This window comes from Stagnihabitans tardus (genome assembly GCF_009925085.1).
GTDB lineage: Bacteria > Pseudomonadota > Alphaproteobacteria > Rhodobacterales > Rhodobacteraceae > Stagnihabitans > Stagnihabitans tardus.
This window is the reverse complement of sequence record NZ_JAABNR010000001.1, coordinates 114,395-136,587: the sequence shown is the minus strand read 5'-3', so window position 1 is coordinate 136,587 and position 22,193 is coordinate 114,395. Positions and strand designations below refer to the sequence as shown.

General features: G+C 65.4%; 15 protein-coding genes. 9 read left to right on the top strand and 6 right to left on the bottom strand.

Translation table 11 applies throughout. The features are described 5' to 3' along the window. Positions 1-13: 13 nt before the first annotated feature. Positions 14-145: a hypothetical protein gene (locus GV832_RS22260; RefSeq protein ID WP_265332494.1), complete on the bottom strand. Its 132-nt coding sequence runs from the start codon at positions 143-145 to the stop codon at positions 14-16. A 490-nt stretch (positions 146-635) separates the two neighbouring features. Here GV832_RS22260 and GV832_RS00630 point away from each other — a divergent pair, with 490 nt between their 5' ends. From GV832_RS00630 to GV832_RS00605, 6 genes are all read left to right on the top strand, one after another. Then, positions 636-3,029, top strand: a complete 2,394-nt coding sequence (locus tag GV832_RS00630; protein WP_168772875.1) for a glycogen/starch/alpha-glucan phosphorylase — start codon at positions 636-638, stop codon at positions 3,027-3,029. Positions 3,030-3,059: 30 nt separating this feature from the next. Then, complete coding sequence (glgB, locus tag GV832_RS00625) at positions 3,060-5,228, top strand: 1,4-alpha-glucan branching protein GlgB (protein ID WP_168772874.1); 2,169 nt, start codon at positions 3,060-3,062, stop codon at positions 5,226-5,228. A 30-nt stretch (positions 5,229-5,258) separates the two neighbouring features. Beyond that, the gene (gene glgC / locus GV832_RS00620) at positions 5,259-6,530 is read left to right on the top strand and encodes a glucose-1-phosphate adenylyltransferase (protein ID WP_168773113.1); all 1,272 of its coding nucleotides are present in this window, start codon (positions 5,259-5,261) and stop codon (positions 6,528-6,530) included. A 129-nt stretch (positions 6,531-6,659) separates the two neighbouring features. Next, positions 6,660-8,093: a glycogen synthase GlgA gene (gene glgA, locus GV832_RS00615; RefSeq protein WP_168772873.1), complete on the top strand. Its 1,434-nt coding sequence runs from the start codon at positions 6,660-6,662 to the stop codon at positions 8,091-8,093. Continuing rightward, a complete protein-coding gene (glgX, locus tag GV832_RS00610; protein ID WP_354001910.1) occupies positions 8,090-10,204 on the top strand; it encodes a glycogen debranching protein GlgX in 2,115 nt (704 codons plus the stop codon). The genes glgA and glgX overlap by 4 nt, the downstream gene beginning before the upstream one ends. Further along, on the top strand, positions 10,201-11,829 hold the full coding sequence (locus GV832_RS00605) for an alpha-D-glucose phosphate-specific phosphoglucomutase (protein WP_168772872.1): 1,629 nt from the start codon (positions 10,201-10,203) through the stop codon (positions 11,827-11,829). Before glgX ends, GV832_RS00605 begins: the two co-directional genes overlap by 4 nt. A gap of 246 nt (positions 11,830-12,075) precedes the next feature. Here the strand turns inward: GV832_RS00605 and GV832_RS00600 are convergent, their stop codons facing one another. Further along, the gene (locus tag GV832_RS00600; protein ID WP_168772871.1) at positions 12,076-12,519 is read right to left on the bottom strand and encodes a transglycosylase SLT domain-containing protein; all 444 of its coding nucleotides are present in this window, start codon (positions 12,517-12,519) and stop codon (positions 12,076-12,078) included. Positions 12,520-12,776: 257 nt separating this feature from the next. Here GV832_RS00600 and GV832_RS00595 point away from each other — a divergent pair, with 257 nt between their 5' ends. Further along, positions 12,777-13,361 (top strand): HNH endonuclease, encoded by a 585-nt coding sequence (locus tag GV832_RS00595; RefSeq protein WP_168772870.1) that lies wholly within the window; start codon positions 12,777-12,779, stop codon positions 13,359-13,361. A 1,410-nt stretch (positions 13,362-14,771) separates the two neighbouring features. On the opposite strand, the gene GV832_RS00590 is transcribed toward GV832_RS00595, so the two are convergent. The 3 genes from GV832_RS00590 to dddP all read right to left on the bottom strand — a co-directional run bounded on the left by GV832_RS00590 (position 14,772) and on the right by dddP (position 18,872). After that, positions 14,772-15,851: a flagellar motor switch protein FliG gene (locus tag GV832_RS00590; RefSeq protein WP_227754159.1), complete on the bottom strand. Its 1,080-nt coding sequence runs from the start codon at positions 15,849-15,851 to the stop codon at positions 14,772-14,774. A 139-nt stretch (positions 15,852-15,990) separates the two neighbouring features. Continuing rightward, entirely contained in the window at positions 15,991-17,292 is a 1,302-nt protein-coding gene (gene purB, locus GV832_RS00585) for an adenylosuccinate lyase (RefSeq protein ID WP_168772869.1), read from the bottom strand. A 248-nt stretch (positions 17,293-17,540) separates the two neighbouring features. Continuing rightward, entirely contained in the window at positions 17,541-18,872 is a 1,332-nt protein-coding gene (dddP, locus tag GV832_RS00580) for a dimethylsulfonioproprionate lyase DddP (RefSeq protein ID WP_168772868.1), read from the bottom strand. Positions 18,873-19,069: 197 nt separating this feature from the next. Between dddP and GV832_RS22255 the strand changes: the two genes are divergently transcribed. Then, the gene (locus tag GV832_RS22255) at positions 19,070-20,638 is read left to right on the top strand and encodes a calcium-binding protein (protein WP_168772867.1); all 1,569 of its coding nucleotides are present in this window, start codon (positions 19,070-19,072) and stop codon (positions 20,636-20,638) included. A 39-nt stretch (positions 20,639-20,677) separates the two neighbouring features. Continuing rightward, entirely contained in the window at positions 20,678-21,445 is a 768-nt protein-coding gene (locus GV832_RS00570) for a heme-dependent oxidative N-demethylase family protein (RefSeq protein ID WP_168772866.1), read from the top strand. Between the two features lie 2 nt (positions 21,446-21,447). Here the strand turns inward: GV832_RS00570 and GV832_RS00565 are convergent, their stop codons facing one another. After that, entirely contained in the window at positions 21,448-22,188 is a 741-nt protein-coding gene (locus tag GV832_RS00565) for a hypothetical protein (RefSeq protein ID WP_168772865.1), read from the bottom strand. Positions 22,189-22,193: the final 5 nt, after the last annotated feature.

The following is a 22,193-nucleotide window of genomic DNA, read 5'->3' as shown; positions in this document are numbered from 1 at the left end:
AACCGAAAAGGTCTTAGAGCGCGGCCCAGTCGCGGAAGATCGGCTGGGGCGCCTGGCCGCCGGTCTGCTGCGGCGTCGCGGGCTGCTGGCCCTGTTGCTGCTGCTGGCCCGCGTCCTTTTGGGTCGTCTGGTTCGAAGAGGACATCTCTGCTCCTGGTATCTGCGGCGTTCTGCCTGTCGTTTCAACTCTCTGCAACCTTACACCCGATTGGGGCAAAGGTCTGGCATTGCGGCGTCAGATACTGGGACTGTGGCCCAAGTGCAATCTTTCAGGCAGGGGGAAAATCCGCCGCATCTTCACCTCTTTGCGACCAGGCCGGGCAGGAGACGCCCCGGTCAGGTCTTTGCCGCCTGCCCTTATCTTGGGCACAGACGCAAAGCGCTTGTCATCTCGGGTCCGCCTCGCCATTCTGACCCTGCCGGGGGCGCTGAAGGAGAGGGGTGCGTTCAAAGCGCTTTGAAAATGTCACATTGCGTGAAATACTGCTGTCAAGGCCCGTGAGTTTGCGAAATGTTTGCGCTAACATGAGCGCGGTTTGAAAGCGGGAATCAGTCGGGCCCGGGGGGGCTTGCTTGACGAGGCCAAGGCAGGGGATAGGCTTGTGGCAGCAAGAACAAGAACGGCGGACAGAAACGTGAACCAGATCACCCTCTCTTCCAAGGACCTTCAGGCCGATGTGCTGCGGCACCTGACCTCGACCTTGGGCAAGGACCAGCCCAATGCCTCGGTGTTCGATTGGCGCATGGCGCTGTCTTTCGCCATCCGCGACCGGATCGTGGCGCCCTGGTTCGCCTCGACCCGCCGGACCTATGCCGAGGACCGCAAGCGCGTCTATTACCTGTCGATGGAATTCCTGATCGGCCGCCTCCTGGAGGATGCGACCGTCAACCTCGGCTTGCGCGAGGCCTGCGTCGAGGTCATGGCGAATCTCGGTCAGGATTTCCGCGCCCTGGTCGAGGACGAGCCGGATGCCGCGCTCGGCAATGGCGGCCTGGGGCGCCTTGCGGCCTGTTTCATGGAGAGCATGGCGACGGTGGGCTGCCCGGCCTATGGCTATGGCATCCGCTATGAACACGGGCTCTTCCGCCAGCGTTTCGTCGGCGGCCAGCAGGCCGAGATGCCGGAAGACTGGCTGACCCACCGCTATCCTTGGGAGTTCGAGCGCCCGGAATCGGCCTATACGATCGGCTTCAAGGGCCATGTCGAGACCCATGACGGCCGCGAGGTCTGGGTTCCCGGAGAGACGGTCCAGGCCCAGGCTTATGACACGCCGGTCATCGGCTGGCAGGGCAAATGGGCCAATACCTTGCGTCTGTGGTCGGCCAAGCCGACCTCGCTCTTTGACCTGGAACGCTTCAACCGGGGCGACTATGCCGCCGCCGCCGAGCCCGAGGCCCTGGCGCGGACCCTCAGCCGTGTCTTGTATCCCGACGACACGACCTACCAGGGCAAGGAGCTGCGTCTGAAGCAAGAGTTCTTCATGACCTCTGCCGCGCTGCAAGACATCCTGCGACGCTTTACCGCCAACCATGCCGACCTGCGCGCCTTGCCCAAGCATGTCGCCATCCAGATGAACGACACCCATCCGGCCATCGCCGGGCCCGAGCTCGTGCGGCTTCTGGTCGATGAGCATCGGCTCGATTTCACCGAGGCCGTCCATATCGCGCAGAAATGCCTGGGCTATACCAACCACACGCTTCTGCCCGAGGCGCTGGAGCGTTGGGCGACCTTCACCTTCGGCACCACCCTGCCGCGCCATATGCAGATCGTCGAGCGCATCGATGCCTGGCACAAGGACGAGCACCACTCGCGCCCGCATTACGTCGGCATCGTCAAGCACCACGAGGTGCGGATGGGGGAGCTCGCCTTCATCATGGCGCATAAGGTCAATGGGGTCTCGGCGCTTCATTCCGACCTGGTGAAGCAGAGCCTTTTCCCCGAGCTGAACGCGCTTCACCCCGGGCGGATCATCAACCAGACCAATGGCGTGACCCCGCGCCGCTGGCTGAAGATGTGCAACCAGCCGCTCGCGGGGCTGATCACGCGCACCATCGGCGAGGGTTGGGAAGACAATCTCGACCGCCTGCGCGAGCTGGAGCCCGCCATCGAGACCAAGGCTTTCCGCAAGGACTTCATGGCGGCCAAGCGCGAGAACAAGGTGGCCACCGCCGCCTGGATCAAGGCGCAATGCGGCATCACGGTCTCTCCGGATGCGCTTTTCGATGTGCAGATCAAGCGCATCCATGAATACAAGCGCCAGCTTCTGAACATCCTGCAGACGGTTGCCCATTGGAACCGGCTGAAAGAGAACCCCGGCGGCAACCATGTGCCGCGCGTCAAGATCTTTGGCGGCAAATCGGCTCCGGGCTATGCGGTGGCGAAAGAGATCATCCATCTGATCAACGACGTGGCCTCGGTCATCAATGCTGATCCGGTGACGGGGGATCTTTTGAAGATCGTCTATCCGGCCAATTACAACGTCTCGATGGCCGAGCACCTGGTGCCCGCCGCCGACCTGTCGGAGCAAATCTCGACGGCCGGCAAAGAGGCATCCGGCACCGGCAACATGAAGTTCATGATCAACGGCGCGCCGACCATCGGAACGCTGGACGGCGCCAATGTCGAGATCCTGAAGGAGGTGGGCGCAGAGAACTTCTTCCTCTTCGGCATGACCACTGAGGAGGCCTGGAAGCGCCGCGAAGACCCCGACCACTCGCGCAAGGCCATCGAAGCCTCGCCCGCGCTGAGCCTCGTCCTGCAACAGATCGCCGAGGGCCGCTTCTCGGCAGGCCAAACCGACCGCTATCATGGCCTCGTCCACCGGGTCTGGCACCACGACTATTTCCTCGTGGCCTCGGATTTCGACGCCTATGATCGGGCCCAGCAAGAGGTTGACCGCGCCTTTGCCGATACCGACCGTTGGGCGAAGATGGCGGCCCTGAACACGGCGCGCTCGGGCTTTTTCTCGTCGGACCGCACGATCCGGGCCTATATGAAAGACATCTGGGATATCCCTTCGGCGCTGTAACGGCGCCGGGGGCTGAAGGGGGAGGGGAGCATGACTGCAATCGACATGGGGGCCGCCTGGGCGGTCGTCGAGGGGCGACATGGCGATCCTTTCGCCGTTCTGGGGCCTCACCTGGCGGGGAAAGAGTGGCGGGTGACGGTCTTCGTCCCCGGCGCAACCCGGGTTTCGATCCTGCCCAAGGGCAAGGCGTCGAAGCCGGTCGAGATGGAGGAACTGATCCCCGGCCTCTTCGTCGGTCTTCTGCCCAAGCGGGTCGAATATCGTCTGCGGGCGGGCAATGACCATGCCGAATGGGAGTTCGACGACGCCTATCGTTTCGGCCCCGTTCTGGGCGAGATGGACGAATACCTCCTGGGCGAGGGCACGCATCAGCGGCTCTGGCAGGTCCTGGGGGCGCATCTGATCACGCATGAGGGTGTCGCGGGCGTCCATTTCGCGGTCTGGGCGCCGAATGCGCAAAGGGTCTCGGTGGTCGGCGATTTCAACATCTGGGACGGGCGGCGCCACCCGATGCGGCGGCGCGGTCCGACGGGGGTCTGGGAGGTCTTCATTCCCGGGCTGAAGGATGGGGTGTCCTACAAATACGAGATCCGCACCCATGACGGCGTGGTCCAGCCCCTCAAGGCCGATCCGGTGGGCTTTGGGTCGGAACATCCGCCCGCCAATGCCAGCGTTGTGCGCGATATCTCGCCGCGTGAGTGGCAGGATGCGGAGTGGCTGAAGACGCGTTCGGAAACTCTGCATGTCGACGCGCCGATCTCGGTTTACGAGGTGCATCTGGGCTCCTGGAAGCGGGCGCCGGGCAACCGGATGCTGTCTTACCTCGAGATGGCCGAACAATTGGTCGATTACGCGGCCGACATGGGCTTCACCCATATCGAGATGCTGCCGGTTTCCGAATATCCGTTCGACGGCTCCTGGGGTTACCAACCGGTTGGTCTCTTTGCCCCCACGGTGCGGCATGGCACGCCGCAAGAGTTCCGCGCCCTGGTCGATGCGGCCCATGCGAAGGGGATCGGGATTCTCCTCGATTGGGTGCCCGGCCACTTCCCGACCGATGCCCATGGGCTCGGCCGTTTCGACGGGTCAGCGCTTTACGAACATGCCGACCCGAAGGAGGGGTTCCACCAGGACTGGAACACCTTCATCTACAATTACGGGCGGACCGAGGTGCAGAATTACCTGGTCAGCAACGCCTTGTATTGGCTCGAGGAATTCCACGTCGACGGGCTGCGCGTCGATGCGGTCGCCTCGATGCTTTACCGCGATTACTCGCGCAAGGATGGCGAGTGGATCCCCAACAAGGACGGCGGCCGCGAGAATTACGAGGCCATCGCCATGATGCGCCGCGCCAATATCGTGGCTTACGGCGAGGTTCCGGGTATCATGATGGTGGCCGAGGAATCCACGGCCTTTCCGGGCGTCTCCCGCCCGGTGGACCAGGGCGGCCTGGGCTTCGGCTTCAAGTGGAACATGGGCTGGATGAACGACACCCTGTCCTACATGCAGAAGGACCCGCTTTACCGGAAGTATCACCACAACCAGATGACCTTTGGCATGGTCTATGCCTGGTCGGAAAACTACATCCTGCCGATCTCCCATGACGAGGTCGTTCACGGCAAGGGCTCGATGCTGGGCAAGATGCCGGGCAATGCTTGGGAGAAATTCGCCAACCTGCGGGCCTATTACGGGTTCATGTGGGGGCACCCGGGCAAGAAGCTGCTCTTCATGGGCCAGGAATTCGCGCAAGGCGCCGAGTGGAACCACAACCAGTCGCTGGACTGGCACCAGTTGGAAATCCCCGAACATGCGGGGGTGCAAAGCCTCGTGCGCGACCTGAACCGGGTCTACCGCGACAACCCCGCGTTGCATGTCAACGACACGCGGCCCGAGGGCTTCGAATGGATCGACGGTGGCGATGCCGAGGGCTCGACCTTCTCTTGGCTGCGGAAGGCCAAGGGGCATCCGACGGTGCTGGTGGTCTCCAACATGACCCCGGTGGAGCGGCGCATGCGGATCGGCCTGCCGGGCGGGCGGAAGTGGGAGGAAATCCTGAACACCGACGCGAGCCACTATGGCGGCGGCAACCGCGGCAATCTGGGAGGGTTGGTCGTGGAAGATCAGGGCTGGAACGGGCAGGCGCAATCGGCCATGCTGACCCTGCCACCCCTGGCGACCTTGTATTTTCGTGAAGGATAACAGCGGCAAAGCCGCGAGAGGGAGGATATGATGCAACCGAAACCCAATGCGAGGCTCTCGTCTCAGGCCATGGCTTTCGTTCTGGCGGGGGGGCGGGGGAGCCGCCTCAAGGAGCTGACCGACTTCCGCGCCAAACCGGCGGTCTATTTCGGCGGCAAGACGCGGATCATCGACTTCGCGCTGTCGAATGCGCTGAACTCCGGCATCCGCAAGATGGCGATTGCGACGCAGTACAAGGCGCATAGCCTGATCCGCCATATCCAGCGCGGCTGGGGCTTCTTCCGGGCGGAGCGGAACGAATACCTCGACGTGCTGCCGGCGTCTCAGCGCATGGACGAGGTCAACTGGTACCGCGGCACGGCCGATGCGATTGCCCAGAACATCGACATCATCGACAGCTATGGCATCAACTATGTCGTGGTCCTGGCGGGCGACCATATCTACAAGATGGATTACGAGGTCATGCTGCAGCAGCATGTGAACTCGAAGGCCGATGTCACCATCGGCTGCCTGACCGTGCCCCGTGCCGAAGCGAGTGCCTTCGGCGTCATGGCGGTGGATGACACCCTGCGCATCACCCAGTTCCTGGAAAAGCCCAAGGACCCGCCCGGCATGCCCGGCGATCCGACCCATGCCCTGGCCTCCATGGGGATCTATGTCTTCGACTGGAAGTTCCTGCGGGCGCTGCTGATCGAGGATATGAACAACCCCAATTCCACCCATGACTTCGGCTTCGACCTGATCCCGGCCATCGTCAAGGGCGGCAAGGCCATGGCGCACAAGTTCAGCGATTCCTGCGTGAAGAGCGGCTTGGAGACCGAGCCCTATTGGCGCGATGTGGGGACGATCGACGCCTTCTGGCAGGCCAATATCGACCTGACCGACTTCGTGCCGAAGCTGGATATCTATGACAGCTCTTGGCCCATCTGGACCTATGCCGAGATCGTGCCGCCCGCCAAATTCATCCATGACGAGGATGGGCGCCGGGGCCAGGCGATTTCCTCGCTGGTCTCGGGCGATTGCATCGTCTCGGGGTCGGAGGTGCGCAACTCGCTCCTGTTCACCGGGGTGCGCACGCACAGCTATTCCGCCCTGGAATACGTGGTCGCCCTGCCTTACGTGACGGTCAACCGCAATGCCTCCCTCAAGAATTGCGTGATCGACCGTGGCGTGATCATCCCCGATGGCCTGGTCGTGGGCGAGGATCCGGAGGAGGATGCCAAGTGGTTCCGCCGGACCGAGACCGGGATCGTGCTGGTGACGCAGACCATGCTGGACGCCAGGGCGGCGAAACTGGGCTGAGGTGTGTCTTGCGGAACGGCCGGGGAGGTTTCACACCTCCCCGGACCCCTCCGTGGGATATTTTTGAAAAGATGAATGGGAAGGGGCGCGGTTGCGGCCCTTTGGCGCGAAAGAAAAGAGGGCGCAGGTATGAAGCTGAAGGGTCGGGTTCTGTCGGTGGCCTCGGAATGCGTGCCCCTGGTCAAGACCGGGGGGCTGGCGGATGTGGTCGGGGCCTTGCCGCAGGCCTTGGCGCCTTTGGGCTGGGAGATGCGGGTGCTTTTGCCCGGCTACCGCGCGCTTCTGGCGCGGGCCAGGGATTGGCGCGAGGTCTTTGCCGAAGAGGGGCTTTTCGGCGGACGGGGCCGGGTTCTGGCCGGAGAGGTCGGGGGCGTCGAGGTCCTGCTTCTGGACGCGCCGCATCTTTATGACCGCGAGGGCGGGATCTACAACGGGCCCGGCGGCGATTGGTGGGACAATCCGCAGCGCTTTGCTGCGCTCTCCTGGATCGCGGCGAGGATTGCGCGCGAGGGGCTGGGGGATGGCTGGAAGCCCGATGTGCTCCATGCCCATGACTGGCAGGCGGCCCTGGCGCCCGCCTACCTGGCCTATCACGGCTCGGGCGGGGTGGGCTCGGTCCTGACCATCCACAACATCGCCTTCCAGGGCTGGGCGCCCTCCAGCCTCTTGCGCGAGTTGCGCCTGCCGCCCGACCAGTTCCACCCCGGGGCGCTGGAGTATTACGGCGGGCTTTCGACGCTGAAAGCCGGGCTGGTGACGGCGGACCGGATCACCACGGTCTCGCCGACCTATGCGGCGGAGCTCTCCCGCCCCGAGTTCGGCATGGGGCTGCAAGGCGTGATCCAGGCCCGGGCCTCGGTCGTCTCCGGCATTCTCAATGGGGTCGATACCGTGGTGTGGGACCCGGAGACCGAAGTGTCCCCCTTTACCATCAAGGATATGGGCGGCAAGGCGGGGGCCCGGGCGGCCTTGTGCGCCGAGTTTGGCCTGGATGTCCCGGGGCCCTTGGCCATCGTCGTCTCGCGCCTGACCGATCAGAAGGGCATCGACCTGATCCCCGCCGTCCTGCCGGATTTCATCGCGGCGGGGGGCGGGCTTGTCGTCCTGGGCTCGGGCGCGCCAGAGCTGGAAAGCGCGATGCGCGACCTGGCGGAGCGTTATCCCGGACGCGTCGGCCTGCGCATCGGCTATGACGAGGCGCTGAGCCACCGGATGTTTGCAGGCGGCGATGCGGTGCTGGTGCCCTCGCGCTTTGAACCCTGCGGGCTCACGCAGATGTATGGGCTGCGCTATGGCTGCTTGCCGGTCGTGGCGGCGGTGGGGGGGCTTGCCGATACGGTGATCCATGCCAATCCGGCCGCCGTTTCAGCTGGTGTGGCGACCGGCGTGACCTTCCATCCGACCGATGCCACGGCCTTTGCGCAGGCCTTGCGGCAGTTGGTGGCCCTGCATGGCGATCGCAAGCTCTGGGCCAAGGTCCAGAAGAACGCGATGAAGCAGGATGTCTCCTGGGGGGCCTCGGCGGCCGAATATGCCAGCCTTTACGAAGGGTTGATGGCGTGACGCCGCGCTCGAACCTGCCGGGGATCCTGCCGGGCCTCTCCCTGGCGCCCGGTCGGCCATTTCCCCTGGGCGCCACGCCGGACGAGGGCGGGGTGAACTTCGCCGTCTTCTCGGCCAATGCCCATTTCATCGAACTGTGCCTCTTCACCGAGGATGGCCGGCGCGAAACCGCCCGCATCCTGATGACGGAGCGTGACGGCGATATCTGGCATATCCGCGTCGAGGGGATGAAGGCGGGCCAGCTCTACGGCTTCCGCGCCCATGGGCCTTACGAGCCCGAGGCGGGGCACCGTTTCAACCCGCACAAGCTGCTTCTGGACCCTTACGCGAAATCCTGGGACGGGCGGCTGAAGTGGTCGGATGCGCTGATGGGCTACAAGATCGGCTCGGCCCGGGGCGATCTGTCCTATGACACGCGTGACAGCGCCTTTGCCGTGCCGAAATCGGTCGTGGTGGACGAGCGCGCCCTGCCGCCCCTGCCGCCCGGCCCCGGCACGCCCATGGCCGAGAGCCTGATCTACGAGGCCCATGTCAAGGGCCTGACCATGCGCCATCCGGTCATCCCCCAGCAGCTGCGCGGGCGCTATGCCGGGCTTTCGCATCCGGCGGTGATCGACCACCTGGTCAAGCTTGGCGTCACGGCGGTTGAACTCCTGCCGGTTCAGGGCTTCTTCGACGACCGTTTCCTGGTCGCCAAGGGGCTGACGAACTACTGGGGCTATAACACGATGGGCTTTTTCCTGCCCGAGCCGCGCTATTCGGCCCGCCCGGGCCGTGGAGAGTTCCGCGAAATGGTCTGGCGGCTCCACCAGGCCGGGATCGAGGTCATCCTCGACGTGGTCTATAACCACACCGGAGAGGGCGACGAACTCGGCCCGACGCTCTCTTTCCGCGGCCTCGACAATGCCAGCTATTACCGGCTTGCGGGCGGCGGGCGGCATTACATGAATGACAGCGGCACGGGGAACTCCCTGAACCTGACCCATCCGATGGTCCTGCGGATGGTGATGGATTCCTTACGCCACTGGGTCACGCATTTCGGCGTGGATGGCTTCCGCTTCGACCTTGCGACCTCGATGGGGCGCGAGGTGCATGGCTTCGACAGTGGCGCGGGCTTCTTCGATGCCCTGCGGCAGGACCCGGTCCTCGCCCGCGTCAAGCTGATCGCCGAGCCCTGGGACATCGGTCCCGGCGGCTACCAGATGGGCGGCTTTCCCCATCCCTTTGCCGAATGGAACGACAAGTTCCGCGACGGAGTGCGCCGCTATTGGCGCGGCGATGCGGGGATGACGGCGGAGCTTGGACGGCGCCTTTTGGGGAGCGCCGAGAACTTCGACCACCATGGCCGCCCCGCCACGGCGTCCTTGAATTTCGTCACTGCCCATGACGGGTTTACGCTGCAAGACCTGGTCTCTTACACCGTAAAGCGCAACCTGGCCAATGGTGAGGACAACCGCGACGGCCATTCGGAAAACCACTCCGACAACCTGGGCCATGAGGGCGCCACCGAGGACGCCCGCATCAACGCCGCCCGTGCTTTGCGCAAACGCAACATCCTGGCCACGCTGATGCTGGCCCAGGGCACGCCGATGATCCTCGCAGGTGATGAGATCGGCCACAGCCAGGGCGGCAACAACAATGCCTATGCCCAGGACAATGAGGTCACCTGGATCGACTGGGCCAAGGCCGATGCCGCCCTGGCCGCCTTCGTGGCCAAGCTTGCGGCGATCCGCGCGGGCCATCCCGTGCTCTGCCAGCGCCATTTCCTCCACGCTCGCAAGCGCCATAACGAGGGCCTGCCCGATGTGATCTGGCGCCGCGCCGATGGCCAGCCGCCCGAGGCCTTCGAATGGCATGACCCCGCTTTCCGCTGCCTTTGCGTGGAACTCCGCATGGCCGCCCAGGGGCCTGAGGCCGATGACGTGATCTTCGCCGTCTTCAACACCGGCCCCGAACAGGCCCTGACCCTGCCGGGCACGGTTCCGGCCTGGTCGCTGATCCTTGACACGACGCGGCCCGACCTCGTGCCGCAACCTGCAGGCGCGGGCCAGACCGTGCCCGCCAATGCCGTCCTCGTCTTTACCGCCGCAGCCTTGGGAGGCCAGCCATGAGCAAGATCACCGTGAAAACCCAACCCATCGCGGGGCAAAAGCCCGGGACGTCCGGCCTGCGCAAGAAGACCCCGGTCTTCATGGGCCCGCATTACCTGGAAAACTTCGTCCAGGCGATCTTCGACACGGTGGGCACGGTTGGGAAAACCTTCGTCCTTGGCGGAGACGGGCGCTATTTCAACGACCGCGCGGCCCAGGTCATCTTGCGGATGGCGGCGGCCAACGGCGCCAAGCGGGTCATCGTGGGGCAGGGGGCGGTTTTGTCCACGCCCGCCGCCTCGCACCTGATCCGGCTGAACAAGACCGATGGCGGGATCATCATGTCGGCCTCCCACAACCCCGGCGGCCCGAAGGAGGATTTCGGCGTCAAGTTCAACATGCCCAACGGCGGCCCCGCGCCCGAGGCCGTGACCGAGGCCATGTACAAGCGCACGACCGAGCTCACCGAGTATCACATTCTCGAGGCGCAGGATGTCGACCTCGGCACCGTGGGGCGGCATGCCTTGGGCGACATGGTGGTCGATGTGGTCGATCCGGTCGCCGATTACGCCGACCTGATGGAGAGCCTCTTCGATTTCGACAAGATCACCGCCATGTTCGCGGCCGGTTTCCGGATGCGGATGGATTCCATGTGCGCCGTGACCGGACCTTACGCCGTAGAGATCCTGGAGCGTCGCCTCGGGGCTGCGAAAGGCACCGTCACCCATGAAGTGCCGCTCCCGGATTTCGGCGGCATGCATCCCGACCCCAACCCCACCTGGGCCCATGAGCTGATGGCCGAGATGATGGGCGAAGGCGCGCCCGATTTCGGCGCGGCTTCGGATGGCGACGGCGACCGCAACATGGTCGTGGGGCGCGGCATCTATGTCTCGCCCTCGGATTCCCTGGCGGTGCTGGCGGCCAATGCGCATCTCTGCAAGGGCTACCGCGCGGGCCTGAAGGGCGTGGCGCGGTCGATGCCGACCTCGGCGGCCTCCGACCGGGTGGCGGCCTCGCTTGGGATCGCCAGCTACGAGACCCCCACCGGCTGGAAGTTCTTCGGCAACCTCCTCGATGCCGGCAATGCCACGATCTGCGGCGAAGAGAGCTTCGGCACCGGCTCGGACCACGTGCGGGAAAAGGACGGGCTCTGGGCCATCCTGATGTGGCTCAACATCCTGGCCGTGCGCGGCGAAAGCGTCGAGGCCATCGTCAAGGGACACTGGGCCAAGTTCGGGCGCAACTACTACTCCCGCCACGATTTCGAAGCCATCGCTACCGAAAAGGCCGATGCCATGATGGCCGCGCTGCGCGCGAGCCTCGCCAGCCTCGCAGGCCGCAAGCTGCAAGGCATGGAGGTCTCGGGCGCCGATGACTTCTCCTATACCGATCCGGTCGATGGCTCGGTCTCGGCCAAGCAAGGCGTGCGGGTGAATTTCACCGACGGCAGCCGCATCGTCTATCGCCTCTCCGGCACCGGAACCGAGGGCGCAACGCTCCGCGTCTATCTCGAGCGCTATGTGCCCGGGCCGGATGGCCTGGACCGCGATGCGCAAGAGGCGCTCTCCCCCGTCATTGCCGCCGCCCATGAGCTGGCGGGGATCGAAGCCTTCACCGGCAAGGTCGCGCCTGATGTGGTGACCTGAGGTCGGGGGGCTGCGCGCCCCCCGAACCCCTGCGCCAAGGGGTAGCACGCTCCCCCTTGGAACCCCCGTGGATATTTATGAAAAGATGAAACGCAAAGGGCGCCTCGATCAGGGCGCCCTTCGTCTTTCATACTTGCACAAATATCCCGGGGGAGGTCTGGAGGGGCCCCGTGGGTCCCTCCAGGCAGGGGGTCCGGGGGGCGGCAGCCCCCCGGTTGGGCGACGCCGTCCAGGCGGCGCAATCCCTCAGCCACGCAGCCCGGTCTCTTCCAAAAGCCCCATCCGCTTGGCCTCATAGTAATAGCCCTTGGAATACCAGGACACCGCGCGATCCTGGTTCCGGCGCGAGACGAGCCAGGCGCCGCGCAGGTATTTGCCCGCATATTTCAGGTTGGTTTCGGCATCGAGCAGGTCCTCGGGCTCGCCGCGAAAGCCCATGGTGCGGGCGGTCTGCGGCAGGATCTGCATCAGCCCGTAATAGGGGCCGTTGCGGGCGCCGGGGTTATAGCCGCTTTCGCGCTGGATGACGCGGTGGATCAGGCTCTCGGGCATGTCGTAGAGGCGCGCATATTTCGCCACCAGCCGGTCCATGGCGGGCGTGCGTCCGGCATAGCGCGCCTCGGGTTCACGGCGGCGGCCGCAGGCGGCGAGCGCCGCAAGGCCAAGGATCATCAGGCGGCGGTCGAGCATCTTGTCCCTCTCATTTTCCTCGCCTGATAGCGGCGCCTTGGCTTTCTGCCAAGTCCCCGGCGTCCAATGCCGGATTTTCCGGCAAAGCCCCGCGCGGGGTGGCCTTTGTCATGGCCCCGTCACGCAAGCTTGTCAAAAACCGGGCAGGGCGCAGATGCGGGGGGCTTGCCACTGAGGAAACGCCAGATATAGTGATTCCATGCGCAGAACGGCGCATTTTGTGCCTGAAGCGCGGACCCGAAGGGAAGGTCTCGGCTTTGGACGGTGATTTTCGAACTTCTTTCGTGCGCGACCCTGCGACGTTGAAACACTGCCCCGCGCTGGTGTTGAACGCCGATTTCAGGCCGCTTTCCTACTACCCGCTCTCGCTCTGGCCCTGGCAAGAGGCGATCAAGGCCGCCGTGCTCGACCGCGTCACGATCCTGACCGAATATGACACGACGGTGCGAAGCCAAAGGACCGAGTTCCGCTTGCCCTCGGTCGTGGTGCTGAAAGAATTCGTCCAACCCCAGAAGCGCGTGGCCTTCACGCGCTTCAATCTTTTCCTGAGGGACGAATTCTGCTGCCAATACTGCGGCTCGCGGGGCGATCTGACCTTCGACCATGTGATCCCGCGCTCGCGCGGGGGGATCACCTCCTGGGAGAATGTCGTGGCCGCTTGCAGCCCTTGCAACCTGCACAAGGGCAACAAGACCTTGAAGCAATCGGGCCTGCATCTGCGCCGCCCGGCCCGTGCGCCCACGCCCGAGGAAATGCAGGCCCATGGCCGCCGTTTCCCGCCGGGCCACCTGCACGAGAGCTGGATGGATTATCTCTACTGGGATACCGAGCTGGACGCCTGAGAGGATGCGGCCCTGTCCCTGGGCCTGGGAAATCGGCCTTGCGGTATGCCGGGGCAAAGCGTTTCCTCTCTGCTGCTTTGCGTGAATGGCGCAGTGGGGAGAGTTCCCCCCCGATGGGCAGGAGAGCAAGGCGGTCTCGACGCGGACTTTCGGCCTCGGGACGGTCGCTCCAAGGAAGCGGCCTGCTCAGGTGGTCGCTTCACCGGCAAACAGGCGGCAGGCGAACCTCTTTTGCCTGCACGGGTCACTTCCCGCAGGTGGATGACTTGCCGTCACGGAGCTTCCCGACCGGATTGCGTCTCCCATCCCCCATTTGCGGCCGCGCCGGTCACAGGGCCGCATGCCGCAGACCCTGAGTGCTCCGTTACGGACCGGGAGCGTTCACGGGCCTTGGGTCCCCTTGCCCAAGGGCCTTGTCCGCCGACCCTGACGGGCTGCACCGGGGGCGAGCCCTGGATCCTTCTGTCCGGGTCGACCCCGGGGCCGAAAGCTGCACCCGTGTCTCTTTCCCGCGCGGGGGAGCCGCCTTGGTCGCGAAACATGGCGGTCCCGCCGAGAGGGAATGCCTCAGGGGGCCCATGCCTGGCCACAAGCAACGCCCTGTCAAGACGCGGACCCTTTCCCGCCCTTCTGCCCGTTTGGACATAGGGCCAAGGCCCACCCCCTCGATCCCCGAGGTCCGCCGTCCGGACCGCCGATCGCGGGACCATTGCTCTTGGCACCCAGGCCTTGCTTCCCCCCGGGCGCTGCGGAAAACCCCGATGGCCAAGGAAACTTTCCGGATCCAGGAGGCCGCCATGGCGCATGTTTGCCTCTTCATCGGCATCCGAGGCTCGCCTTTCCCTGCCCGCCGCGCAGCGCGAGAAACCCAGGTCCAAGAGGCGGGCAGGCGGTCCCTTTTCCTTGTAGCCTGGCGGGCCAGGCCGGTCCCCTTCGTCCCACAAGCCGACCCATGAAAGCCCGCCCTTCCCGCGCCGATGGGTGCAGCCTCCAACTCCGCAGCCGTCGGGTTCAAGCCCAAGACCGCCATTCTGCCGCCGCGCAACAGGCCCTTGTGCCTGAGGCGCAGCTTGACGCCTCGTCACCTAAGCGAAAGGACGGCGGCCCTTCCCACCTGCTGCAATGCAAGCGCCAAAGACGCAGCAGGTCTGTTGTTCTGCTTGCGCCGGGGGCCTGCCTTCAGCCTTGGTCAACCCAAGGCCGCAGCTTCGGTGCCCCTCCGCTTCCGCCAGGGACCATACCCGGCTCAGGCGACGCCCGCCGGGCCTCCGTCGCCCCCCACATGTCGCGGGAGGTCCGGAGGGCCCGGCCAGGGTCCTCCGGCGGGGTGGGTGCGGGAGGGGCTGGCCCCTCCCGCTTCCCGCGTGCAGCCGATGCTGCGGCCTTGCCGCTGCTTCGGCTGCGCGCCACTCATTGCTCGGGTTCCACCAGCACGACCTCGCCCGAGCCTTCCAGCTGGCGGATCGCCATGACGATGGCCCCCATCGCCTCCTCGGCATCCTTTTCCTTGATCTTGCCGCGCCCCGCCATTTCCTCTTTCAAGGTCTGGGTCAGACGCTGCGACAGGTTGGACAGGATGTGTTCTGCGGAAGGCACCAGGTCGGGGACCCCCATGGCATAGGCCAGGGCCGTGACGATCAGGTTCTGATCCACCAGGCGGATGACCTTGGGCACATCCCGCGGCCCGAGCCGCGCCTTGATATGTTCGAAGGTGAAGATGTTCTTCTTCACCACCTCGGCGAAGTCCTTGTCCTGCTCCAGCAGGCCGCGCAACACCTCGTCCCGGGTCGAGGCGGCGGCGACGTTCAGGATCGCCCCCACCCTCTCCCCGGGACCGGCGTCAAAGGCCTTCAAGGGCTGACTATCCAACTGCGTGGCCAGCGAGAGGCCGATGCGGTGGACCGTGTCGGGATCGACATTGCCGGTCAGGGAGACCGCATAGGCCACGGCCCGCGCCCGTTCCCCGGGCAGCTTGGCCAAAAGCTCTGCCGCGCGGGGGACGGGAAGCTTGGAGAGGACCACGGCGCAGACCTCGATGCTTTCCTCCTCCAGCACCGGAACGATGCGCTCCAGCGACATGGCGTTGATCCGCTCCCAGGGGTCGACCGAGGCATTGCCGCCCGAAAGCCTGCGCAGCCGCGAGGCCGCATTGGCCGACATATGGCCATCCATCATCGAGAGCGCACCCTCGAGGCCGCCGGGAAACGACAGCCCGACCTGTTCCAGCTCGCCCAGGAATTCCTCGACCACGGCCTTCAGCGTCTCGCGGCTCACGCGGCGCATCTTGCCCAATTGCTGGGTCAATTCGGTCTGCATATCCTCGGGGAGCGAGGTCACCTTGAGCGGCGCGCCTTCGGACAGCATGAGCCGCACGATGATCGCGGCCTTTTCCTTGGGGTGGATCTTCGGGCGTGAAGCCGGAAGCAGGGCCGGGGCGCCAAAGCCCTCGGTATTGGTCAGGGATGCCAGCATCGCAGGATTGAACGCCATGAAACCTCCGATTCTTCAGACCGGGTCAGGATGGCGCTTCCCGGTTAAGGTGAGGTTTAGACGGATTGTTTTCAAAGGCCGGGGCAAAATGCAAAAGGGGTCAGGCGCGCCTGGCCCCCTGGGCTCCATCCCGGGCGCTTCAGCCGAAGACGCGGGCAAAGATCGTGTCGACATGCTTGGTGTGATAGCCCAAGTCGAACTTCTCCTCGATCTCGGCCGGAGACAGCGCGGCGGTGACTTCCGGATCGGCCAGGAGCTCGGTCTTGAAATCGGCGCCCTTTTCCCAGACCTTCATCGCGTTCCTTTGCACGAGGCGGTAGCTGTCCTCGCGGCTCACGCCTGCCTGGGTCAGGGCCAGAAGCACGCGCTGCGACATGACCAGGCCTTTGAACTTGTTCATGTTGCGGAGCATATTCTCGGGATAGACCACCAGCTTTTCGACGACGCCCGCCAGGCGGTGCAGGGCGAAATCCAGCGTGATCGTGGTGTCCGGCCCGATGGCGCGCTCGACCGAGGAATGGCTGATGTCGCGCTCGTGCCACAAAGCCACGTTCTCGAGGGCGGGCGTGACCGCACTGCGCACCAACCGCGCAAGCCCCGTCAGGTTCTCGGTCAGGACCGGGTTGCGCTTGTGCGGCATGGCCGAGGAGCCCTTTTGGCCGGGCGAGAAGAACTCTTCGGCCTCCAGCACCTCGGTGCGCTGCATGTGGCGGATTTCGGTGGCGATATTCTCGATCGAGGAGGCGATCACGCCGAGCGTGGCAAAGAACATGGCATGACGGTCGCGGGGGATGACCTGGGTGGAGATGGGTTCCGGCGCCAGGCCCAGCATCTTGCAGACATGTTCCTCGACCGAGGGGTCGATATTGGCGAATGTCCCGACGGCGCCAGAAATCGCCCCCGTGGCGATCTCGGCCCGCGCGGCGACCAGGCGTGCGCGGCCGCGTGCCATCTCGGCGTAAAAGCGGGCGAAGGTCAGGCCCATGGTGGTGGGCTCGGCATGGATGCCATGGCTGCGCCCGATGCGGATGGTGTCCTTGTGCTCGAAAGCGCGGGTCTTGAGGGCTGCCAGGACCCGGTCCATGGCGACCAGAAGCAGGTCCGAGGCGCGGCACAATTGGATATTGAAGGTCGTGTCCAGCACATCCGAAGAGGTCATGCCCTGGTGGACGAAGCGCGCCTCGTCATTCCCGATGATCTCGGCCAGGTGGGTCAGGAAGGCGATGACGTCATGCTTGGTGACGGCCTCGATCTCGTCGATGCGGGCGACGTTGAAAGTGGCGTCCTTGGCCTTCCAGACGGCCTCGGCATTGGCCTTGGGGATCACGCCGATGGCGGCTTGGGCGTCGCAGGCATGGGCCTCGATCTCGAACCAGATCTTGAAGCGGGTCTCGGGGGACCAGATTGAGACCATCTCGGGACGGGAATAGCGCGGGATCATGCGTAAGGCCTCCAATTGCGATGCCGCCCCTTAGCGCGCGAGGCCAGCGGAGTCCAGCGGAGCGCCTGCGGCGCAAGGTTTTCATCTCGCCTCTGGCGCGTCGCGCCAACCGGCTCGGGGATGCCTCCGGCGGGAGTATTTGCGCCAAGTTGAAAGAGCAAAGGGCTTCGTGTCTTTCAATTTGGCACAAATATCCTCGGGGGGGCGAAGCGGGGGGCAGACAGCCCCCCTGCGGCTGTTCCGGGGCGTCACCCCATCAGGCGGGGATCCATCGGATAGGTCGTCAGGTTCTCGACCCCGGTTTCGGTGATCAGCACCTGTTCTTCCAGCTTGATCGAGAAATCCCCACCCTCGGGCGAGACCAGCGCCTCGACGCAGAGCACCATGCCGGGTTCGATCACATGGTCGAAACTGCCCTCCACCCAAGAGTCCGGATAGGGCACATAAGGCCATTCGTCGCAAAGCCCGACCCCATGCATCTTGCAGGAATACTTCTGCGCCCAATAGTTCGGCGCCAGCTGGTGGCCCTGGTGGACAAGGTCGCGGATGCGGGCGCCGGGTTTCAGCATGGCCATGTTCTGGGCAATATGGTCCAGACCATGGGCATAGGCCGAGATCATGTCGGGCCTTGGCGCGCGGTCGCCCACCCACCAGGTGCGGGAGATGTCGATGCAGATGCCATAGACGCCGATGAGGTCGGTATCGAAGGCCACGATCTCGTTGTTGCCCACGATCCGGGGGCCGCATTCCTGGAACCAGGGGTTGGTCCTTGGGCCGGAGGCCAGGAGTCGCGTCTCGATCCACTCGCCCCCCCGGCGGATATTGCCACGGTGCAGTTCGGCCCAGATCGCATCCTCGGAGACGCCGCCCTTGGGGACTTCGGAGCGGGTGAAAGCCTCCATCTCGGTGATGGCCTGGTTGCAGGAGACCATGGCGCAGCGCATCGCGGCGATGTCCTCGGGGCCCTTGATGGCGCGGACACGCTCAGTCAGCTCTTCGCCCTCCATGACCTCGAAGCCCGCACGGTCGAGCGCGCGGAGCCCGTGGATCATGATCTTGTCGACGGCCAGGCGGCGGTTTGACCCGGCATGGGCGCGGATCACCTCGTCGACCTGGGCGGCGAAGTTTTTGGCATCCCCGGGCGAGGTATCCCCTGTCACCGAATAGAAGAAACTCGCCCCCGTGCGCAGCTCTTTCACCAGGGGGTTGAAGGTCACGAGGAAGGGCGAGTTCTTGTATTCCCACATCACCATATGGCCATCGGCGCAGATCAGGCAGGCGCGGAAGGGGTTATGCGCGTTCCAGAGCTGCATGTTGGTCGTGTCGGTGGCATAGCGGATGTTCATCGGGTCGAACATCAAGAGCCCGGCATAGTCCCGCGCCTGGATGCCCTTGACCAGGGCCGCCCAGCGGTCATGGCGCATCTTCTCCAGGTTCGGAGGCCGGACCCCCGCCGCCTCCCATTCGGCAAAGGCCAGTTGCGTCGGGCCGATCTCGATGCGGTCGTTGTCATTGGGGCTGCCATCGGCGAGCCTGTCGCCCCGGGTCGGGTCGATCTTGCGCGGGAAGGTCTGGGTCATGGGGCTCCTCCTGCGGCCAGTCTGAAGCGGCGAGGCGGGGCGTCGCGACGATCCGCGACGGTTCCTGTCGCAATCGTCATGTTTCTTGACGGACCGCGCCGCGCTGGACTAGACCTTTTGCCATTCCACGGCCCGGCGACGGGTCGGTTCCATTTCATTGCGCCGCGAGGGGGCGGCCGCCATTCGAGGGTCAAGCCATGACAAGCTTCGTGATCACAAACGCCAATACCACGGTGCGGACGCTCAATGCGGGCGAGCTGGGCTTCATTTCCGTCCAGGGCATCCTGTCCAGCGAGCTCGACATCCCGGTTTCGATGAACGATGGCATTCTTGACATCGCGGGCCATGTCATCGGCGGATCGACCGGGGTCGGGCACAACGGCGGCTCGATCCTGGTGGAGGCGAGCGGCGCGATCTCGGCCGGGTTTTACGGCATCCTGACCTCGGGCCTGGGACGGATCACCAATCTGGGCACGATCTTCGGCGGGACCGAGGGCATCTTCGCGGCGGGTCCCCGGCTGACGCTGGACAATCGCGGCACGATCTCGGGCGGGGTGACGACTTCGGGCTTCGCGGCGGGAGAGGGGACGATCTCGGTCGTGAACTCCGGCACGATCACCGGGGAGCTGACCCTGGGCTCGGTCTCGGTCATGGCCAGGGTCGTGGTGCAGAACACCGGCCTGATCTCGGGCGACAATGGCGGGTTGCGGACGGTGCAGCTGAATGCGGCCGATGACACGGTCGTCAATGCCGGGACGATCCTGGGCGGGATCTCGCTGGGCAGCGGGGCCGATCACTTCGACGGATCGGCCGGCCTTCAGGGCCTGGTCGAGGGCGATGGCGGGGCCGATACGCTGATCGGCGGCACGGGGACGGACACGCTGCGCGGCGGGACCGAGAACGATGTCCTGCGCGGTGGGGCGGGCGACGACTTCCTGTCGGGCGACGGGGGGCGCAACCAGCTCTGGGGCGGAGAGGGCGACGACACGCTGCAGGGCGCAAACGACTGGGACACGCTGATCGGCGGCGCCGGAGACGACACGATCACCGATGCGGGCGGGGCCCGCAACCGGATCGACGGCAATGGTGGCGACGACCAGGTCACCTCGGGCAGCGGCAACGACACGATCCGGGCCGGGGATGGCGAGGATGTCGTCACCTCGGGCGCGGGCAATGACCAGAACAACGGCGGCAATGGCGCCGATACGATCTTTGCGGGCGAGGGGAACGACACGCTCATCGGGGCCGAGGGCCAGGATGTGCTGTGGGGCGAGGCGGGCACGGACTTCGTCCAGGGCGGGGCCGGGGATGACACGGTCCTGGGCCAGGACGGCGATGATTTCCTGCAGGGCAATGCCGGGGATGATGGCATGGATGGCGGCACCGGCAACGACTATTTGTCGGGCGGGGCGGGCGACGACCAGATCGGGGGCGGCGACGGGGTCGACACGCTTCTGGGTGGGCTTGGCAACGACGTCCTGACCGGGGGGGCGGGGGCCGACCGTTTCATCTTCCGCCGCGACCCGGGGGTCGAGGTCGTGAACGATTTCCAGCACGGGGTGGACAAGGTGGACCTCGCCGTCTTCGGCATCGGCAGCTATGTGGCGCTCAGCGGGCGCATCGCCGAAAGCTGGGCCGACCAGTCGGTGACCATCGACCTGATCGATTTCGGCGGCGGATTGATCCGGCTTGTCGGGGTGCAACTGACCGAGAATCCCTCGAACCTCGGCGTGCCCTTGCTGGATGGCGGGGATTTCATACTGTAACCCCTTTTCCCTACGGCCCGAACCGGGCATTCAGGCGGGATGGAGCCCATTCTTCAGACCCGCCTCGACCCCTTGCCCTGGACCGTGCCCGCGCTGTGGCGCCTGCCGGGGATCGTGCCCATGCAGATGTCGGACTGGCTGCGCGTCGATGACGCCTATGCCGCCCAGATGGCCGAGCGCGAGAGGCTCATCGCCACCGCGCCGGTCCATGCCCTGACCGAAGAGGCGCGGCCCGCGGCGGAAGAGCTTTACGACACGGCCCTGGCCCATCTGCCCCCGGGTTTCACGCGGCAGGGTCAGGCCATGCGCCGCCCCGATGGCGTGCTGGTGGAGCTCGACCGCAGCCAGCCGCTTTTGACCCTGGGGCGGCTCTTGCAGGAAGACTTCTGCCTGATGGAGGCGCGGGGCGAGGAACATGTCCTGACCGGCGCCATCCTGTGCTTTCCGGCGAGCTGGACCCTGGCCGAGAAGCTGGGCCATCCGCTGACCACGATCCATGTGCCGGTCAAGGGCTATGCGGGCGACCTCGCGCGGCGGGTGCAGCGGCTTTTCGACATGATCCGCCCGGGGCAGCCCCTGTACCGGATGAACGCTTTGCTTTACGCCAACCCGGCCCTGCATCAGCCCAAGTCGCAGACCGATTACCGCCCCCGCAGCGGCGAGCGCCCTTTCATGCGGTCAGAGCGGCAGTCGCTGGTGCGCCTGCCGCTGACCGGGGCCGTGGTCTTTTCGATCCATACCGTGGTCATGGCGGCCGAGCGCCTCTCGCCCGCCGATATCGCGATCCTGACCGAACAGGGCCACTGAACTCAGGGCGCCGTGTTCGAGGTCTCGGCCTGGGCGGCCGGTCCCATCGGGCCCTGGATCAGCCCCATGGCCAAAAGCAGGAAGGCAAGAGCCCGGACCGAGCTGCGCATCGGCCGCAGGACCGGCAAGGAAAACCGGGGCGCGGGCCCTGGCGACAGACGCGCCAGCCAGGCCCAGGGCCGGGGCGCGGCCAGGGGCGCGGCCTGGCGCTGGGGCACCGGGGCGCAGGCTTCGGCCCGGCTCCACATCCGGTCGGCCAGGCTGTCGACCGGGGGCAGGCCGTTCGAGCTGCCGCTGAGCGGCTCGTCGAAGAGCGCAGCACTTTCCGCATCAAAACCCGGGACCTCCGCCGCGCCGGGGGCATGTTCGAAGGTCGGGAAGCGGCTCTGGATCGTGCGGGCGATGAGCCGGGCGAGGGCGGAGGCGATCTCTTCGGCATTGGGGCCTTCGAAGACGACGCCAAGCGTCAGGCCGGACTGGGCCGGGGTCTCGGCCTCGCGCAGGGCCAGGAGGATGCGCGCCTCGGGAAGTTCAAAGCGGATGAGCTCCTCGGCCTCCCACAGCACGATCGGTGTCTCTTCCAGCGCCTCCTGGATGATCCCGTCGATGACGGCCACCAGCCGCGCCGGGCCGACACTGAGGCCGCCCGGATTGGTCAGCCGCTCGATCACCTCGGCACGGGCAGAGGGGGAATAGGTGTGAAAAACACTGTCACTCGCGAACCGATTGTCATAGCGACCCATGGTCA

What these genes read in the sequence shown, in the direction of transcription:
- GV832_RS22260 (WP_265332494.1), bottom strand. Translation starts at nt 145, where the DNA reads ATGTCCTCTTCGAACCAGACGACCCAAAAGGACGCGGGCCAGCAGCAG.
- glgB (WP_168772874.1), top strand. Translation starts at nt 3,060, where the DNA reads ATGACTGCAATCGACATGGGGGCCGCCTGGGCGGTCGTCGAGGGGCGA.
- glgC (WP_168773113.1), top strand. Translation starts at nt 5,259, where the DNA reads ATGCAACCGAAACCCAATGCGAGGCTCTCGTCTCAGGCCATGGCTTTC.
- glgA (WP_168772873.1), top strand. Translation starts at nt 6,660, where the DNA reads ATGAAGCTGAAGGGTCGGGTTCTGTCGGTGGCCTCGGAATGCGTGCCC.
- GV832_RS00605 (WP_168772872.1), top strand. Translation starts at nt 10,201, where the DNA reads ATGAGCAAGATCACCGTGAAAACCCAACCCATCGCGGGGCAAAAGCCC.
- GV832_RS00600 (WP_168772871.1), bottom strand. Translation starts at nt 12,519, where the DNA reads ATGCTCGACCGCCGCCTGATGATCCTTGGCCTTGCGGCGCTCGCCGCC.
- GV832_RS00590 (WP_227754159.1), bottom strand. Translation starts at nt 15,851, where the DNA reads ATGGCGTTCAATCCTGCGATGCTGGCATCCCTGACCAATACCGAGGGC.
- purB (WP_168772869.1), bottom strand. Translation starts at nt 17,292, where the DNA reads ATGATCCCGCGCTATTCCCGTCCCGAGATGGTCTCAATCTGGTCCCCC.
- dddP (WP_168772868.1), bottom strand. Translation starts at nt 18,872, where the DNA reads ATGACCCAGACCTTCCCGCGCAAGATCGACCCGACCCGGGGCGACAGG.
- GV832_RS22255 (WP_168772867.1), top strand. Translation starts at nt 19,070, where the DNA reads ATGACAAGCTTCGTGATCACAAACGCCAATACCACGGTGCGGACGCTC.
- GV832_RS00570 (WP_168772866.1), top strand. Translation starts at nt 20,678, where the DNA reads ATGGAGCCCATTCTTCAGACCCGCCTCGACCCCTTGCCCTGGACCGTG.
- GV832_RS00565 (WP_168772865.1), bottom strand. Translation starts at nt 22,188, where the DNA reads ATGGGTCGCTATGACAATCGGTTCGCGAGTGACAGTGTTTTTCACACC.